The sequence below is a fragment of the Flavobacterium arsenatis genome (assembly GCF_031456785.1).
In the GTDB taxonomy this organism is placed as follows: Bacteria; Bacteroidota; Bacteroidia; order Flavobacteriales; family Flavobacteriaceae; genus Flavobacterium; species Flavobacterium arsenatis.
Genome location: NZ_JAVDVI010000005.1, coordinates 52,670 through 67,736, shown reverse-complemented (window position 1 = coordinate 67,736; position 15,067 = coordinate 52,670). Strand labels below are relative to the sequence as shown.

19 protein-coding genes are annotated in these 15,067 nt (G+C 34.9%); 9 read left to right on the top strand and 10 right to left on the bottom strand.

Annotated features, from left to right (window positions below):
- Positions 1-10: 10 nt before the first annotated feature.
- On the top strand, positions 11-748 hold the full coding sequence (locus tag J2X31_RS06965; protein WP_310025539.1) for a T9SS type A sorting domain-containing protein: 738 nt from the start codon (positions 11-13) through the stop codon (positions 746-748).
- 30 nt (positions 749-778) lie between these two features.
- On the opposite strand, the gene J2X31_RS06960 is transcribed toward J2X31_RS06965, so the two are convergent.
- Positions 779-1,102 carry a YbaB/EbfC family nucleoid-associated protein gene (locus tag J2X31_RS06960; RefSeq protein WP_310025537.1) on the bottom strand — a complete coding sequence of 108 codons (324 nt, stop codon included), beginning with the start codon at positions 1,100-1,102 and terminating at the stop codon, positions 779-781.
- A gap of 146 nt (positions 1,103-1,248) precedes the next feature.
- Here J2X31_RS06960 and J2X31_RS06955 point away from each other — a divergent pair, with 146 nt between their 5' ends.
- Positions 1,249-3,309 carry a S9 family peptidase gene (locus J2X31_RS06955; RefSeq protein ID WP_374725215.1) on the top strand — a complete coding sequence of 687 codons (2,061 nt, stop codon included), beginning with the start codon at positions 1,249-1,251 and terminating at the stop codon, positions 3,307-3,309.
- Between the two features lie 79 nt (positions 3,310-3,388).
- The gene (capA, locus tag J2X31_RS06950; protein WP_310025534.1) at positions 3,389-4,426 is read left to right on the top strand and encodes a cysteate synthase; all 1,038 of its coding nucleotides are present in this window, start codon (positions 3,389-3,391) and stop codon (positions 4,424-4,426) included.
- A 67-nt stretch (positions 4,427-4,493) separates the two neighbouring features.
- Here capA and J2X31_RS06945 read toward each other — a convergent pair whose 3' ends face one another.
- Complete coding sequence (locus tag J2X31_RS06945; protein WP_310025533.1) at positions 4,494-5,198, bottom strand: hypothetical protein; 705 nt, start codon at positions 5,196-5,198, stop codon at positions 4,494-4,496.
- 210 nt (positions 5,199-5,408) lie between these two features.
- Here J2X31_RS06945 and J2X31_RS06940 point away from each other — a divergent pair, with 210 nt between their 5' ends.
- From J2X31_RS06940 to J2X31_RS06930, 3 genes are read left to right on the top strand one after another with little or no spacing between them, the layout of a single operon-like run.
- On the top strand, positions 5,409-6,479 hold the full coding sequence (locus J2X31_RS06940; protein WP_310025531.1) for a sensor histidine kinase: 1,071 nt from the start codon (positions 5,409-5,411) through the stop codon (positions 6,477-6,479).
- On the top strand, positions 6,476-7,201 hold the full coding sequence (locus J2X31_RS06935; RefSeq protein WP_310025529.1) for a LytR/AlgR family response regulator transcription factor: 726 nt from the start codon (positions 6,476-6,478) through the stop codon (positions 7,199-7,201). The genes J2X31_RS06940 and J2X31_RS06935 overlap by 4 nt, the downstream gene beginning before the upstream one ends.
- Before the next feature lie 23 nt (positions 7,202-7,224).
- On the top strand, positions 7,225-8,217 hold the full coding sequence (locus J2X31_RS06930) for a hypothetical protein (RefSeq protein ID WP_310025528.1): 993 nt from the start codon (positions 7,225-7,227) through the stop codon (positions 8,215-8,217).
- Here J2X31_RS06930 and J2X31_RS06925 read toward each other — a convergent pair whose 3' ends face one another.
- Positions 8,218-9,114: a LysR family transcriptional regulator gene (locus J2X31_RS06925; protein ID WP_310025527.1), complete on the bottom strand. Its 897-nt coding sequence runs from the start codon at positions 9,112-9,114 to the stop codon at positions 8,218-8,220.
- 101 nt (positions 9,115-9,215) lie between these two features.
- On the opposite strand from J2X31_RS06925, the gene J2X31_RS06920 reads away from it, so the two are divergent.
- Genes J2X31_RS06920 through J2X31_RS06910 form a run of 3 tightly spaced genes read left to right on the top strand, consistent with a single transcriptional unit; the run spans position 9,216 to position 10,649 of the window.
- A complete protein-coding gene (locus J2X31_RS06920) occupies positions 9,216-9,809 on the top strand; it encodes an NAD(P)H-dependent oxidoreductase (RefSeq protein WP_310025526.1) in 594 nt (197 codons plus the stop codon).
- 15 nt (positions 9,810-9,824) lie between these two features.
- Positions 9,825-10,115 (top strand): putative quinol monooxygenase, encoded by a 291-nt coding sequence (locus tag J2X31_RS06915; RefSeq protein ID WP_310025525.1) that lies wholly within the window; start codon positions 9,825-9,827, stop codon positions 10,113-10,115.
- Positions 10,116-10,142: 27 nt separating this feature from the next.
- A complete protein-coding gene (locus tag J2X31_RS06910; RefSeq protein WP_310025524.1) occupies positions 10,143-10,649 on the top strand; it encodes a PPC domain-containing DNA-binding protein in 507 nt (168 codons plus the stop codon).
- Positions 10,650-10,691: 42 nt separating this feature from the next.
- Here J2X31_RS06910 and J2X31_RS06905 read toward each other — a convergent pair whose 3' ends face one another.
- The 7 genes from J2X31_RS06905 to J2X31_RS06875 all read right to left on the bottom strand — a co-directional run bounded on the left by J2X31_RS06905 (position 10,692) and on the right by J2X31_RS06875 (position 15,014).
- A complete protein-coding gene (locus J2X31_RS06905; RefSeq protein ID WP_310025522.1) occupies positions 10,692-10,862 on the bottom strand; it encodes a hypothetical protein in 171 nt (56 codons plus the stop codon).
- Between the two features lie 12 nt (positions 10,863-10,874).
- A complete protein-coding gene (locus tag J2X31_RS06900; RefSeq protein ID WP_310025521.1) occupies positions 10,875-11,087 on the bottom strand; it encodes a hypothetical protein in 213 nt (70 codons plus the stop codon).
- 163 nt (positions 11,088-11,250) lie between these two features.
- The gene (locus J2X31_RS06895) at positions 11,251-11,517 is read right to left on the bottom strand and encodes a hypothetical protein (RefSeq protein ID WP_310025519.1); all 267 of its coding nucleotides are present in this window, start codon (positions 11,515-11,517) and stop codon (positions 11,251-11,253) included.
- A 178-nt stretch (positions 11,518-11,695) separates the two neighbouring features.
- Positions 11,696-11,857, bottom strand: coding sequence for a hypothetical protein (locus J2X31_RS06890; RefSeq protein ID WP_310025518.1), 162 nt, complete (start codon positions 11,855-11,857; stop codon positions 11,696-11,698).
- Between the two features lie 93 nt (positions 11,858-11,950).
- Positions 11,951-12,700 (bottom strand): maleate cis-trans isomerase family protein, encoded by a 750-nt coding sequence (locus tag J2X31_RS06885; protein WP_310025517.1) that lies wholly within the window; start codon positions 12,698-12,700, stop codon positions 11,951-11,953.
- 93 nt (positions 12,701-12,793) lie between these two features.
- Positions 12,794-13,702: a fumarylacetoacetate hydrolase family protein gene (locus tag J2X31_RS06880; RefSeq protein WP_310025515.1), complete on the bottom strand. Its 909-nt coding sequence runs from the start codon at positions 13,700-13,702 to the stop codon at positions 12,794-12,796.
- 202 nt (positions 13,703-13,904) lie between these two features.
- Positions 13,905-15,014 (bottom strand): cupin domain-containing protein, encoded by a 1,110-nt coding sequence (locus J2X31_RS06875; protein WP_310025514.1) that lies wholly within the window; start codon positions 15,012-15,014, stop codon positions 13,905-13,907.
- Positions 15,015-15,067: the final 53 nt, after the last annotated feature.

Below are 15,067 nucleotides of genomic sequence, written 5' to 3'. Positions count from 1 at the left end.
AAACAATATTATGATTAAAAAACTACCTATCGTATTAATGATGTTGGGATTTGGCGTTAATGCCCAAGTTCCACTTTTCAACTCAAATTCTACCATTTCTCCTTACGGATCTGTTTCTTCCCCAAGTAACGAAGAATACTACAACATTATTGATGGCGATGTTGAAACAAAATTTCTGGATTTCAACTATCTTGATGGTCTTGGATTTACTGTTAATTTAAATGGATATCAAACCGTGGCAACTGGAATGGATTTTACTACCGCAAATGATTCAGCCGAAAGAGACCCAACAGTTTTTGAAATCTTCGGATCTAACAACGGAACTTATTTTACTTCTATTACGGTTGGTGTAATCAGTTGCAACGATGAACGTTTTTATACCACAAGCTACACTTTCGATAATACGGAAGGATACAGTTCATACAGATTTATTTTTTCTGAACAATGCAATACCATCGAAGCAATGATTCAAATTGCAGAAGTTCAGCTTTTTGGAACGGAATTGGGAACGGAAGTTTTTTCTAAAAAAGATAATCTGAAGTTATTTCCAAATCCTAGTAGCGGAAAATTTACCATCAGTCAGGATGAAGCGATTGGTCAAATTATAATTTCGGATGCTTTAGGAAAGATTGTAAAGCAGTTGGATTCCGATAATCTTTCACAAGAAATTGATATGGAAGGCCTTGAAAGCGGTCTTTATTTTTTGAAAACGAGTAACGGACTAACGAAAAAGTTAATTATAAAATAATGGAAAAGGGCAGAATCAACTGCCCTTTTTTTATTTAAACATATCCATTCCAGGAATATTTGGCATTCCATCTTGTGCAGCAGCGGCTAATTCGGCTTCATTAATTTGAGTTGCTTTTTCTATCGCTTTGTTCATAACTAGAACAAAATAGTCTTCCAGTTGTTCCTTGTCTTCCAATAGAGCATCATCAATATGGATTGATTTTATTTTGCGATTGGCTGTCAAGGTTACTTTGAACAATCCGTCATTGCTTTGTTCGTCAACAAGAACGGTATCCAATCTCAATTTTGTTTCTTCTACTTTTTTTTGGGCTTCTTGCAATTTGCCCATCATTCCCATTAGGTCTCCAAACATTGTTTATAATTTTAAAATTATTTATGATACAAATTTATTAAATTGCATTGTTATAAACTATACTTAAATTTATGAAAAACGTGTTCGTTTTAGGAAGTCTTTGTCTTATTTTTGCAACCTCTTGTTCTAAAAAAAAAGAATCAAAAATGCCTGAAAATATAGCTCCTCCAATTGCAAAAATTGTCCCTAAAACATTAGAAAAACATGGCGATGTTCGTGTTGATAATTACTACTGGCTAAACGACAGGGAAAACCCAGAAGTCATTGATTATCTGAACAAAGAGAATGAGTACTACAATAAAATGACCGCTCATACCAAGAAATTTCAGAAAGATTTATACGAAGAAATGAAAGGTAGGATCAAGGAAGATGATCAGTCGGTTCCTTATTTATATAACGGTTATTACTACATAACTCGTTTTGAAACAGGTAAAGATTATCCCATTTATGCTCGAAAAAAGGGTAGCCTTTCGGCAGATGAAGAAATTTTATTCGATTGCAATGAATTGGCAAAAGGGAAATCTTTTTTTCAACTTGGCGGAATGAGCATCAGTCCTGATAATAAATTTGCAGTCTATTCTACTGATTTTGTGGGTAGAAGAATCTATACGTTGCAAATTAAAAATTTAGAAACAGGAGAAATCCTGAAGGATAAAATTACCAATGTTGATGGAAGAGGAGTTTGGGCAAACGACAACAAGACCATTTTTTACACTACACAGGATAAAGTAACTCTTCGTTCCGATAAGGTTTACAGGCATAAATTAGGAACAGATGCAAAAAGCGATGTCCTTATTTATAATGAAAAAGACGATACCTTCAATGTTTCCATCAGCAAGGAAAAATCAAAAAAATATATTGTAATCGAATCGGGAAGTACTTTGACAAGTGAGTTCAGAACGCTTTTAGCCGACACCCCAGATGGTGAATTCAAAATTTTTCAGCCTAGGGTTAGAGGTTTGGAATATACCATTTCGCATTTTGGCGACAGCTTTTATGTGGTGACCAATAAAGATGATGCTACAAATTTCAAACTAATGAAGACGCCTGAAAATGCAACTACAAAGGAGAATTGGAAAGATGTAATTACACACAGAAAAGATGTTTTGCTCGAGGATATTGACATTTTCAAGGATTATCTGGTAGTTTCAGAACGTAGCAATGGCTTGAATAAAATCCGCATCATGCCTTGGAGTGGAGAAGAGGAATATTATTTGCCTTTTGAAAGTGAAACCTATACCGCCTATACTGCAACAAATGTAGATTTTGATACTGATATTTTGCGTTATGGCTACCAATCTTTGAATACGCCTTCCTCTACCGTTGATTTCAACATGAAAACAAAGGAGAAGAAGGTGATGAAAGAACAGCAAGTTCTTGGCGGAAAATTCAAAAAAGAGAATTATTTGGAAGAACGAATTTGGGCTACAGCAACTGATGGAACACAAATTCCGATTTCTATTATTTATAAGAAAGGTATAAAAAGAGATGGAAAAAATCCGTTGCTTTTATATGCTTACGGTTCGTATGGAGCCAGTATGGATGCCTATTTTTCATCAACAAGATTGAGTTTGCTGGATAGAGGTTTTGTCTATGCAATAGCTCATATTCGTGGTGGAGAAGATTTAGGTCGTCAATGGTATGAAAACGGAAAACTTTTGAAGAAAATAAATACATTTACGGATTTCATCGACTGTTCTAAATTTGTAATTGCTCAAAAATATACTTCACCAGAACATTTGTATGCCGAAGGTGGTTCTGCAGGAGGATTGTTGATGGGATCAATTGTCAATATGGCACCGGAATTATACAACGGCGTCATTGCCCAAGTGCCTTTTGTGGATGTTGTAACGACAATGTTGGACGATTCCATACCTTTAACAACAGGGGAATATGACGAATGGGGTAATCCAAATGAAAAACAATATTATGATTATATGAAGTCGTATTCGCCATATGATAATGTGAAAGCTCAGGCCTATCCAAACATGTATGTTTCAACAGGTTTGCATGATTCACAGGTACAATACTGGGAACCAGCTAAATGGGTAGCAAAATTGAGAGCAACCAAAACCGATAAAAATGTTTTATTTTTAGATACCAATATGGATGCCGGTCACGGAGGAGCTTCTGGAAGGTTTGAAGCACTGAAAGAATTGGCCAAGGAATTTACTTTTTTATTAGATTTAGAAGGAATTGAAAAGTAATTAGAATTTTTTTGTTAAATTTGCAAGGATTTGAGGTCAATCAAAAACGTATTGAATAGCCTTGATTAACTATTGTTTTATGAAAGAAATAAAAGCTTACAATAATGTCTTGGAATTAATAGGCAACACACCGCTTATTAAAATCAACAAAGTTACCGAAGGATTAGAAGGTAATTTCTACGCCAAAGTAGAAGCATTCAACCCGGGACATTCCACCAAAGACAGGATTGCATTATATATTATTGAAGAAGCCGAAAAAAGAGGAATTTTGACGCCAGGCGATACCATAATAGAGACTACTTCTGGTAATACAGGATTTAGTTTGGCAATGGTGAGCATCATTAAAGGATACAATTGTATCTTGGCGGTAAGTTCAAAATCCTCGAAAGATAAAATTGATATGTTGCGTAGTCTTGGAGCAAAAGTTTATGTTTGTCCAGCCCACGTTTCGGCAGATGATGAACGTTCTTACTACAATGTTGCAAAACGTCTTCACGAAGAAACTAAAGGTTCGGTTTACATCAATCAATATTTCAACCAATTGAATATTGATGCCCACTACAACACAACTGGTCCCGAAATTTGGGAACAGACAGGCGGAAAAATTACTCACTTAATCGCTTGTAGCGGAACAGGAGGAACCATCTCCGGAACTGCAAAATTTCTAAAAGAACAAAATCCAAATATTAGAATTTTAGGGGTTGATGCCTTTGGTTCGGTATTGAAAAAATACCACGAAACAAAAGAATTCGACAACGACGAAATTTATCCTTACAGAATAGAAGGTCTAGGAAAAAACCTAATACCATCGGCAACAGATTTTGACATCATCGATAAATTTACAAAAGTTACCGATGAAGAAAGTGCTCACGCCACTAGAGAAATCGCCAAGAAAGAAGGTTTATTCGTAGGTTATACTTCAGGTGCAGTTTTACAAGCCATCAAACAATATGCAGAAGAAGGAGAGTTTACAGCAGAAAGTAATGTAATTGCCATTTTCCCAGATCATGGTTCACGTTATATGAGCAAAGTATTCAGTGATGAATGGATGCACGATCAAGGTTTCTTTGATAGTGTAAATGCTGAAGAAGCTCAAAAAATTGAATTTATAAAATAGTTTAGACTATTTACATCATAAAAAAAACTCCAGAATTTCTGGAGTTTTTTGTTTTTTAGAAGGATCGTTAATTTTCTAATTTCAATTCAATAAACTGACCTTTGTAAAAATCAAAAAGAAATACTTTATCAAATTTAGATGTAAAAGCGGTGTCTTTAATTTGATCCTGAATTAAGAACGTATTGCAATTGTTTTTAAGATGATCCAAAACCAACAACAGCCATTGCTTTTTTGAAGTATCAGAAATTGATGCCTTATCCAATGCTTTTTGAATGGAATTTTTTTTGCATTCTACAACTTTTAAATTCGTATTTAAAATCTCAATCTTGTCAGATGTATTTTTGTGGATATATTCGATGTGTTCAAAAGAAATCATTTCGCCTTTTACGATAGAGAGAATTTCTTCCTTTAATGAAACAATTTTTTGAGAACAGAAATTCTGTTCAAACCGTTGAAATTGGATGTTGTACTTTCCATTATAATTGCTGCCGTATTTTCCGAGTTCAAGTTCCGTTTCTAAAAGTACATTCCGAATCACGTTTGAAGGTTTTAAAACCAAGTCTTTTACTGTCAGGCTAATATCTTCTTGGATTCCATTTTTATTTTCAAACGTAATCACATTTTCTGATTTCAAGGAAATCGTTTCGTCATAATACGTGATGAATTTCCAGATATCAATCAAGTTATTTACAGTTTGGTTTTTGATTCTAGGTTTCAAATCCGACCCTTCAATATTTTCTATCCAATCTTCTATTTGCTCTAGATGTTTCATAACTTAAATTTTATCAAAAGTAGAAGTAAGAAAAAGGCAACTTTGTTTTTTTATACCAACACAGACTTATTTTATACAAAAGCCGTTATTTAAAGTATTCAATAAATAAATCGCAAATTTTATTTTGTATAATTAAAATGGGGTTTTGTATAAAATAATTTCTTTCTGAAATTTTTTAGCCTTACTTCGCAGAGAAAATAATTTAAAAAAATGATCGAAAAGAAATGTCAGAATAATTGGTTTATGGAGTTCTTTATTTCTCCAAAATACCGCATATACAGACATTTGATGGTTTTGGCTTACATGTGCGTATTCTTGATAAACTCAGAAGAACCAATTTTCATGGGCACACAAGAAGACATTATAAGACAGCTTACGTGGCAGATCTACTTTTTATTGATGTTTTACTTAAATATGTATGTTTTTATTCCTGTGTTTTTATATAAGGAAAAATATTTTTTATATCTCTTTTGCCTCATCACAATCATCATTAGCGGTTATCTCATTGCAACAAATATCACTGAAAGCCATATGAAAGGCTATCGATTTTTTAAAGGAGAATCTAAAAACACTTTCGATTTTTTTATTACAATGCACGTAGTTACGATGATGGTTTTTGCTTCCACATCAATTAAACTTTTTCAAAGATGGGCTCGGGATAACAATAAAATTAATGAATTAGAAAAAAATTCTCTTCAGATAGAATTGCGAGAATTGAAGAACCAAATCAATCCTCATTTTCTTTTTAATATGTTGAATAATGTTAATGTTTTGGTTCGGAAAGATCCAGAAAAAGCATCGAATATCATAATGAAATTGTCTGATTTTTTGCGTTATCAACTTTATGACAACAACCAGCATTCGATTTTGCTTTTATCTGAAATACAGTTTTTAAATGACTTTATGGAACTTGAAAAGACAAGGAGAGACGAATTCAATTTTTCGCTGGTCATAGAAAATGAAAACGAAGACAAGTCGGTGATTTCAAATTTGGTTTTACCGCCAAATCTGTTTATTTCATTTGTAGAAAATGCCATAAAACACAGTATTGATTTGGATAATCCTTCTGAAATGTGGACAAAATTTATAATTTTTGAGAATCAATTAAAATTTATCTGTGAGAATACGAAGCCGTCTGAAACTATTGAAAATTCAAAAAATAGCGGTTTAGGCCTAGCCAATATCAAGAGGAGACTGGAACTTTTGTATGTAAATGATTTCACATTAGAAATAAAAGAATCAGTAAATAAGTATAAAGTGACCTTAACTTTACCAATATGAATTGCATAATTGTCGACGACGAACCATTGGCAAGAGAAGGAATGCTTTTGTTGCTACAAGACATCCCTGAATTGAATGTCATCGGATGTTTTAACGGAGCCAAAAAAGCCAAGGAATTTATGGTTGACAATCATGTCGATTTGATTTTCTTGGACATTCAAATGCCTGGAATCAACGGATTGGAATTTGCGGAATCCATTTCAGAGAAAACGCTGCTTATCTTCACAACAGCTTATTCCCAATATGCCTTGAAAAGCTATGAAGTGGATGCAATTGATTATTTGGTCAAGCCGATTATCAAAGGAAGACTTGAAAAATCGATTAAAAAAGCTTTTTCCTATCACGAACTTTTATCGAATAAGGAAGAAAAAAGCACGCTTGAAAGTCTTGAAACCGATTATATGTTGGTCAAATCGGACAGGAAATTCCATAAGATTTTGTTCAAGGATATTGTTTATGTAGAAGGTTTGAAAGATTATGTCGTGCTTTATGTAAATGATTCCAAGATAATTACGGCAATGAATCTAAAGACGATTTCACAGCACTTGCCGGAAAATATTTTTATAAGAGTGAGTAAATCCTATCTGGTAAACAGCAGTTATATCGAATCGTTTGACAATCATACCATTTATATCAAAACCACAGAAATACCCATCGGAGAAGTGTTTCGGAAAAAGTTTTTGGAACAATATCTAGGGAAAAACATTCCCGACAAAATATAAATTAACCCTTTTATCATCAACCAATGAAATTAAAGTTTCTGCTTTTAACAGGCTTTCTATGCCATTTTGCAAACGGTCAAGAGAATCAAACAATCAAGGAAAATGCTACCAAAGCTGTGACGAATCGTTTCCCGTCAACACGACTTTTCGACTTGCAATACCAACACTATCTACCCACTGATTTTGATTCAGAATTGTTTGATGCACCATTTGAAAAAGGCGAAATCCAGAACCATTATCGTTTTAGTGCAAGTGCGAATCTTCCCATAATAATGAAACCGAAATGGAATATCACTACTTCATTACGCTACAGATACGAAGCTTTTGATTTAAATAATGTTGAAAATCGTCTGGATAATTCAATTCCAACTTATGATGAAAAACTGGATTACCATTATCTTTCAGGAGCATTGAGTTTTACCTATTTTTCTAGATTATTCAAGAAACCTTTTTTGTATAATGCAAGCATAATTGTTGACGGAACCGAAAAAGATGCCGAAAGAATCAAGGGGTTTTTCGGAGCCACAATAATTTTAAAGAAAACCGAAAGGACAACGATTGGTGTTGGTTTGATTGTTTTGGTTGACCCAACTTCGCCAGTTCCCGCTTCGCCAACCTTTATTTGGGAACATCAATTTAAAGATTCTCAGTGGAAATTGGATTTCATCTTGCCACAACGTTTTATGTTCAAGCGAAATGTGTTTAAGGACGGAAGATTGTCACTCGGAACCGAATTAAATACGAACGGATTTTATACCTACATCAATCAGCCCGGATTTGCAAAAGTGTATGATTATAGGGTTATAGAACTTAATTCGGGGCTGACTTACGAGCATAGTTTCAGTAATTCCCTGATTGCAAGTTTTAGAACAGGAATAGCGAATGTTTTCAATTCCAGGATTTCTGAAAGAGGTAAAAATACGAACGATTATATTTTTTCATCCCAACAAGATGGAACAGGATATTTCAGTTTGGGCTTTTCATTCAATCCAACTATTCAAAAGAAAAAGAAATAATCAGGCCATTTCGTCGATGAATATTTTTTTGATTAAAGCAATTTCATCTGCATAGATTGTTTTTTTTCTTGTGGCAAAATGCAAAGTATTTTCGAGCGGGACTTTTCCTTTCCATATCAATTTGATTTGTCCAGATTCTAATTCTTTTTTGCATAAGAAGTCAGGAATCACGGCAAGACCTTGACCACTGCTCAAACATCTTACGATAGAATTCAAATTCGGCACGATATAATTTGGACGAAAGTCTGGATGTTTATTGAAATTCAACTGCCAGAATCTTCGCAGGTGTTCCATGTCGCCAGTCGTTCCATACCATTTTTGTTGCTTGAGCCAGAATTCAATGGTTTCAACGTCATTTAGTTTTTCAATGGTTTGAAATTCTTTCTCATCCGTTTGATTTCCTCCAACAATTACAATGGTTTCCGATGAGAAGGGTTGATATTCAATCGAAGCTTTCGGAACCATTTGAGGCGTGATGATGATATCCAAAATTCCTTTTTCGAGATTCTCAACCATTTCCGGATATTCTCCAAAACGGATGATTACATTGAATGGGAGGGAAGCGATATATTGTTCCAAGGTAATCTGAAAGGTTTCAAAACACATTCCGATACTTATGGTTGGCGTATGTTTTTCGGTACTTCGCTGGAAATTTTTCTCGGCTTCTTCTAGTTTTGATAAAGCTTCAATGGTAAAATTATACAGCACTTTTCCTCTTTCGGTTGGGACCATTTTTCTTCCGGTTCGGTCAAATAATTTATAGCCGACATAATTTTCCAAAGAACTCAAGTGTAAACTCACTCCGGGTTGCGAAATAAACAAGACTTGAGAAGCCCCTGTAAGCGTTCCTGTTTTGTAGATTGCCTTGAAAGTTCGATACCATTCTAGATTTACCATGATTTTGCTATTATAATTCTGATGCAAAGGTATGAATTAAGTTATTTTAATAATAGCTATATCGGTTGTAATTTTGTCTCATCAAATTAAAAGAAAGAATTATGACTAAAATATTCATCATCAACGGAGGTCAAAAGTTTGGCCATTCAGGAGGAAAATTCAACGAAACAATTGCAGAGGCAACTTTAAATTTCTTTCAAAATAATTCAGCTTTTGAAGTAAAAACAACAGATGTAAACCACGATTATAATCCAGCCGAGGAAGTAGAAAAATATGTTTGGGCAGATGTAATTATCTATCACACGCCAATTTGGTGGTTTCAGTTGCCACACGGCTTCAAGAAATACATTGACGTAGTTTTTACTGAAGGTTACGCCAAAGGAATTTACATAAGTGACGGACGTTCGTCTAAAAATCCAGCCATCAATTACGGAACAGGAGGAACTTTACAAGGAAGAAAATATATGCTAACCACTTCCTGGAATGCTCCAAAGGAAGCGTTCACTTTGCCTGGCGAATTTTTCTCTCAAAAAAGTGTGGATGATGGGGTAATGTTCGGTTTTCATCGAATGAATGCTTTTACAGGAATGACGCATTTAGAATCGATGCATTTTCACGACGTTGAAAAAAATGCTGATGTTCCTAGAGATTTGGAATTGTATAAAGCACATTTGACAAAATTATTTTTAAACTAAAAACAGATTTAAATTATGAAAATAAACATAACAGCAATTATAAAAAGCAAGCTTGAAACCCTTGAAGAAACAAAAAATGTTTTAATAGAATTGGCTATCAAATCAAAAAAAGAAACAGCTTGCATTCAATATGATTTGCATCAGGATAACAAAAAGCATGACTTATTTATTCTTCATGAAATTTGGGAAAGTGAAGAAGGATTGGCTTTGCACGAAACACAATCTCATTTTTTACAATTTATTACTAAAGCTCCAGAGTTTTTGGCTGAACCAGTTTTGGTCTATAAAACCAATAAAATTGCATAAAAAATTGTATCTTACCATTAAAAAAGTATGAAAACGATTAAAATTCTCCCCGTAATTTTTTTCTTATTTTTCACAATAGGAAGCACAGCTCAAGACATCTCGAAAAAAAGATACATCAAGGTTCCGGAAGGTTACTTGATGGTTTTGCTTCAAGGTGATGACATTTTAAAGCAACTAGAAACTTTCGCAATTGCAGAAAAAATTCCGTCGGCTAATTTCACAGGAATGGGTTTTGTGAACATGACGTTCGGATTTTTTGATTTCTCGAAGAAAAAATTTGATCCAAAAGAATTTAAAGATATGGAACTGGCAAGCATGAACGGAACAATCGCTTGGCAAAAAGAAAAACCGTCGATTCATGCACATGGAGTTGTCACCGATAAAAATTTTCAAGCTTTTGGTGGTCATATTCTGGAGGGAACTGTTGGAACGGGTTCTGTAGAAATCATGATTCTTGTTCACGATCAGACTCTGGAACGAAAGCATGAAACCTATATTGGTGCAAATGTGCTTTGCATCGACAAATGTAAATAGGCATAAAAAAAGAGCAACATTTTAAATTTGTTGCTCTTTTTTTTATTCGTTGCTTTCAGAAGTGTCTTCAACCGTATCGTCATATTTATGAAAATCATCCGTGTCGTCGAATGCTTCATTTGGATCATAAGGCGAATCCTGATTTAATTCAGGGTCGTCTATTTTTCTTTTCTCTTTATCATCGCTGAAAAAGAATTGATTTGAATTTTCCATAGCGTTTCATTTTTAATGGTTGCCTTTAAATTTGGGTTTATTGGCCACCTTGTTGGGATCAGTATCGGCATCTTCATCATTTGTAAGCGATTTTCCGTCCGGTTTATTGTTGAAATCGAGATTGACTTTGGAGTCAACTTCTTCTGGATTATCGGCTAATTTTCCTAGAAGATCGCCTTTCTCTTTTGTGTTATGGTGATCTGGATTGAATTTATCTTTTTCCATAGCTTTTTAATTTAAAAATTATCTACAAATACCCTAGAAGATAGTAGATGATGATAAAAACGATGATAGTTCCTATGCATCCGCCACCTAGTTTTTTGGCTCCCCATCCTGCAAGTATTGTTTTAAAAAATCCGTTCATAGTGTTTTATTTTAGTTAGTTTGGTTATTGGTTTTTGTCGACATTTTGATTTTTATCATCAAAATCTGGTTCTCCTTTGATGAATTTGGAATCCACATCATAATTTTCGTCATTGGTCAAGGTTTCGTCATGTTCCTTATATTGTTTCTCTCTTGTGGCATTTCTAATATTGTCTGGATTTCTTTGATTGGAATGTTTGTAGTTTTCCTGTCCATCATGGTTGATTTGACCGGGGTTTACTTTCCCTAATTTTCCTCTTCCTTTCGAACTGTTGTTGTTTAGAGTTCCCATAGCTTTATTGGTTTAAATTAATAATATTATAAAATTAAAGCCTTATTATCTGTTTCGGTTATGCAATTTTAAAGAAATGTTACACAATTAAATTTGAATACTAGAAATAAAAAAACCTATAAGTTTTTGATTCTTATAGGTTTTCCGTGCAATAAATGTAAAATGGTATTTTTATACTTTAACAATTCAAACGTTCCAATTCATAGAAATATTCATTTGGGTCGTAATCCAAATCATAATCCATTTCATCTTCGTCGTAATTATCGTTGATACTGATAATGTTATTCAAATCAGTATCTAGGTCTTGATTCGCATCAATAGTGGTGTAAATAGTTTCCATAAGTATGTGTTTTGAGGTTCATGACAAATTTCATAAAACTATCTAAAACATTTCTTACAGAGTTTTTTCTAAAAGTTATAGGATTCAAATTATTTAATATTTTCCACTTAATAAGGCACCACCAATTGCTGATTTTGCTTCAATTCCAAGTTTTTTCATCATTTCATAAGTAGTACATACCGCTGCAGATGTAACTGGTATTCCGATTTCTTTTTCAATTAAATCAATTGCTTCCAAAGAAGGCATCTGAACACAGGCTGAAACCACTAAAACGTCAATTCCTGTTAAATCCAATCGCTTGTAAATTTCCAAAAGATTCATAGGATCTTGTGCAGCGACCTCCAAATTGTCTGGAATTTCAAGTGCGATACTTTCCTTGACTTCAAAACCTTGATGTTCGATATAATCAACAACCATATCCGTCAAAGGTCTCATATAAGGTGTAATGATGGATATTTTCTTGGCACCTAAAACTTTCAATCCGTTAATCAAGGCTCCAGCAGAAGTCACGATTGGAGTAGGAAAGTCGTTGGCTACTGTTTCCTGATGTAAATTCACTTCCGAAACGCAATGATAACCGCGGCCCATGCTCATAATGGCAACCAAACACGCATAACCCATAACATCTACATGAGCATCCGAAAGTTCTTGGGCACATTTTAAGCTCATTGCATCCATGGCTTCAAGTTCTTCCTTTGTTACTTTCTTCATTCGCATTCGGCTTGAATGGAAGGTAAAACGTTCTGGTAAAATGGTTTCCCTAGACCTGAAAATCGCTGGGATTTCGGTTTCCATTGTTACGTTTGATGATGGAACTATTTGTCCTATTCTGTATTTTTTCATCTTTGTCTTAAATTTTAAATTTTACCGCAAAGGCACAAAGGATTCGCAAAGTTCGCTAAGCTCTGAACTAAAAACTGTGACTGCGACTGAAAACTAAATCTCTTTAACTGTATTTACAATTGTCCCAATTCCTTCGACCGTAGCTTCTACAACATCACCATCCCACATCCATTCTTGAGGATTTCTTCCGGCTCCAACACCTGATGGTGTTCCTGTTGCGATAATGTCTCCAGGTTCAATTGTGAAAACAGTACTTAAATCTTCGATCAAATCGTTTATGTTGAAAAGCAAGAATTTTGTGTTTGAATTTTGTTTTTCAACACCATTCACTTTCAAAGATAAATTCAAATTGTGAGGGTTTCCAATTTCGTCTGCTGTAACCAAATATGGTCCCATTGGTGCGAAAGTATCTTGACCTTTGGAAACAATCCATTGTCCTTCGCGACGGCAATCACGTGCCGAAATATCATTAATTACGGTATAGCCAAAAACATAATCCATTGCATCTTCTTTGGCAACGTATTTTCCTTTTTTGCCAATAACAACTGCCAATTCAACTTCCCAGTCCAACTGTTGTGTCAGTTTTTTGTTTAATAAAATATTGGTATTTGTAGCTGTAACTGTTGTTGGCGGTTTAGAAAAAATAATAGGTTTTTGAGGCAATTTTCCTGTCGTATCCAATGTTCGTGCACTTTCTGCAACGTGTTCGGTATAATTCAATCCAATTCCGATGATGTTTTTTCTTGGCGTTGGAATAGGAGCAAGGACGGTAATTTCGTCCATTGAATAGGAAACTTCAGCTAGGGATTCGGCATCAATTTCGCTTAAAAATTCATTGATTTCAGGAATTACTTCAAGTCCCATGTCAATCAATTCAAGCATATCTGACGGAAGAGGGAAATTTACGCTTTCGCCAAAATCTTCCATATCCACCACTTGATTGTTGTGCAAAAATCCTAATCTTGGTTCTGATGTTGTTGTTTTGTAAGTAAGTAGTTTCATTTAATTTATTTGTTTTTTAACTCCGACAGAGTTTTGAATCGGAGTTGTATAGTCGTTATTTTTTAATCGATTATTTAGTTAAAATGGTTTCAGCTCTAGCCCTGACTGGAGGGAAAATCCTTTTTATTTTTTTCTTTAAAAAATAAAAAGATTTGGAAGGAAGGCAGGAAAATGGTTTCCAAAAACGCCTAAAGCTTCGCTTCTAAATAAATTGAAAACCGTTATTTTCAGTATAATTTTGCTCTTGATACAATCCTAATTTTTCAATCACTGGCAAATCATTAAAAGAAAATAAGCAAGCATCTTCTGTTTCGGATAAGTTTACATGTTCGTGCAAAGCCCATGACGGAACACAAAAAATATCGCGTTCTTTCCAGTCGAAACGCTTTCCGTCGATGATGGAATAGCCTTTTCCTTTGGCACATTGATACACAAAAGAACCTGTATGTTTGTGAGCTTTTCCTTTGAAACCAGCTGGCAATAATTGCATCGAAGCTCCCATAGTTTGCATCACGTGACCACCTGTTAGTGGGTTTGAATAGTTCATTAGAATTCCATCAAAAGGAGAAACTTCCTTGATTTTAGAAGCTTCAACCAAGGCTGGATAAACCGATTTCCAAGCGTATTTGAACAAAGGAGAATAGGGTTTGTCCCATTTTTGGCCTGAAGGTAATAGTCCAGATGAACCACCATAAGTAATTGGGGAATAGTTTATTGGGGTTTCTAAAGGTTGCTTTCCGTCAAAAACGGCATAATCATTTGCCTCCAAAGCATTTACCAACGGAATATCCAAACCGTCTTGCCAAATACACGTTTTTCCGTTTTCGGCAACTCCGTGTTCGTGCCAGGTAGAATTTGGTGTAATCACAAAATCGTTGACTTCAAAAGTGATCTTGTTTCCATCCACAACGGTATATCCGCCTTCGCCTTCCATAATGAAACGCAAAGCCGAAGCCTTGTGACGATGGGCCGAAGTGCTTTCGCCAGGTCGTGTAACCTGAATTCCGGTGTACAACCAGCCAACGGCAGCCGAAACATCTTTTCGCTTGTCGTTGACCAAATAAACCACGCGACGTCCCGCTTTTTCAGGTGTCACCAATTCAGAGGATTTCAAAACTAAATCCCTCAAATCATCGTATTTCCAGAGCATTGGCACTGATGAAGTTCTCGGTTCCCAAGGCTCAATATCATTCGCAACCGTCCACAAAGCACCGGCACCAAGGGTTTCGAGTTCCTTATAATAGGCTTCGAGCTCTGGAGTATCTTGCACTCTGGCTCTTCCAATTACGTCGTCGTTGTGTTTTCCTTCCATAATTTTATATTTTGGAGCAAATCGCTCGGGCTTTTTCAGAATCCATATTCCCG

Excerpts from the sequence above, each read along its gene's own strand:
- J2X31_RS06940 (WP_310025531.1), top strand. The coding sequence starts at position 5,409 with ATGATCGAAAAGAAATGTCAGAATAATTGGTTTATGGAGTTCTTTATT.
- J2X31_RS06915 (WP_310025525.1), top strand. The coding sequence starts at position 9,825 with ATGAAAATAAACATAACAGCAATTATAAAAAGCAAGCTTGAAACCCTT.
- J2X31_RS06910 (WP_310025524.1), top strand. The coding sequence starts at position 10,143 with ATGAAAACGATTAAAATTCTCCCCGTAATTTTTTTCTTATTTTTCACA.
- J2X31_RS06875 (WP_310025514.1), bottom strand. The coding sequence starts at position 15,014 with ATGGAAGGAAAACACAACGACGACGTAATTGGAAGAGCCAGAGTGCAA.
- J2X31_RS06920 (WP_310025526.1), top strand. The coding sequence starts at position 9,216 with ATGACTAAAATATTCATCATCAACGGAGGTCAAAAGTTTGGCCATTCA.
- J2X31_RS06960 (WP_310025537.1), bottom strand. The coding sequence starts at position 1,102 with ATGTTTGGAGACCTAATGGGAATGATGGGCAAATTGCAAGAAGCCCAA.
- J2X31_RS06895 (WP_310025519.1), bottom strand. The coding sequence starts at position 11,517 with ATGGGAACTCTAAACAACAACAGTTCGAAAGGAAGAGGAAAATTAGGG.
- J2X31_RS06925 (WP_310025527.1), bottom strand. The coding sequence starts at position 9,114 with ATGGTAAATCTAGAATGGTATCGAACTTTCAAGGCAATCTACAAAACA.
- J2X31_RS06890 (WP_310025518.1), bottom strand. The coding sequence starts at position 11,857 with ATGGAAACTATTTACACCACTATTGATGCGAATCAAGACCTAGATACT.
- capA (WP_310025534.1), top strand. The coding sequence starts at position 3,389 with ATGAAAGAAATAAAAGCTTACAATAATGTCTTGGAATTAATAGGCAAC.
- J2X31_RS06885 (WP_310025517.1), bottom strand. The coding sequence starts at position 12,700 with ATGAAAAAATACAGAATAGGACAAATAGTTCCATCATCAAACGTAACA.
- J2X31_RS06880 (WP_310025515.1), bottom strand. The coding sequence starts at position 13,702 with ATGAAACTACTTACTTACAAAACAACAACATCAGAACCAAGATTAGGA.
- J2X31_RS06965 (WP_310025539.1), top strand. The coding sequence starts at position 11 with ATGATTAAAAAACTACCTATCGTATTAATGATGTTGGGATTTGGCGTT.
- J2X31_RS06900 (WP_310025521.1), bottom strand. The coding sequence starts at position 11,087 with ATGGAAAAAGATAAATTCAATCCAGATCACCATAACACAAAAGAGAAA.
- J2X31_RS06930 (WP_310025528.1), top strand. The coding sequence starts at position 7,225 with ATGAAATTAAAGTTTCTGCTTTTAACAGGCTTTCTATGCCATTTTGCA.
- J2X31_RS06955 (WP_374725215.1), top strand. The coding sequence starts at position 1,249 with ATGCCTGAAAATATAGCTCCTCCAATTGCAAAAATTGTCCCTAAAACA.
- J2X31_RS06935 (WP_310025529.1), top strand. The coding sequence starts at position 6,476 with ATGAATTGCATAATTGTCGACGACGAACCATTGGCAAGAGAAGGAATG.
- J2X31_RS06945 (WP_310025533.1), bottom strand. The coding sequence starts at position 5,198 with ATGAAACATCTAGAGCAAATAGAAGATTGGATAGAAAATATTGAAGGG.
- J2X31_RS06905 (WP_310025522.1), bottom strand. The coding sequence starts at position 10,862 with ATGGAAAATTCAAATCAATTCTTTTTCAGCGATGATAAAGAGAAAAGA.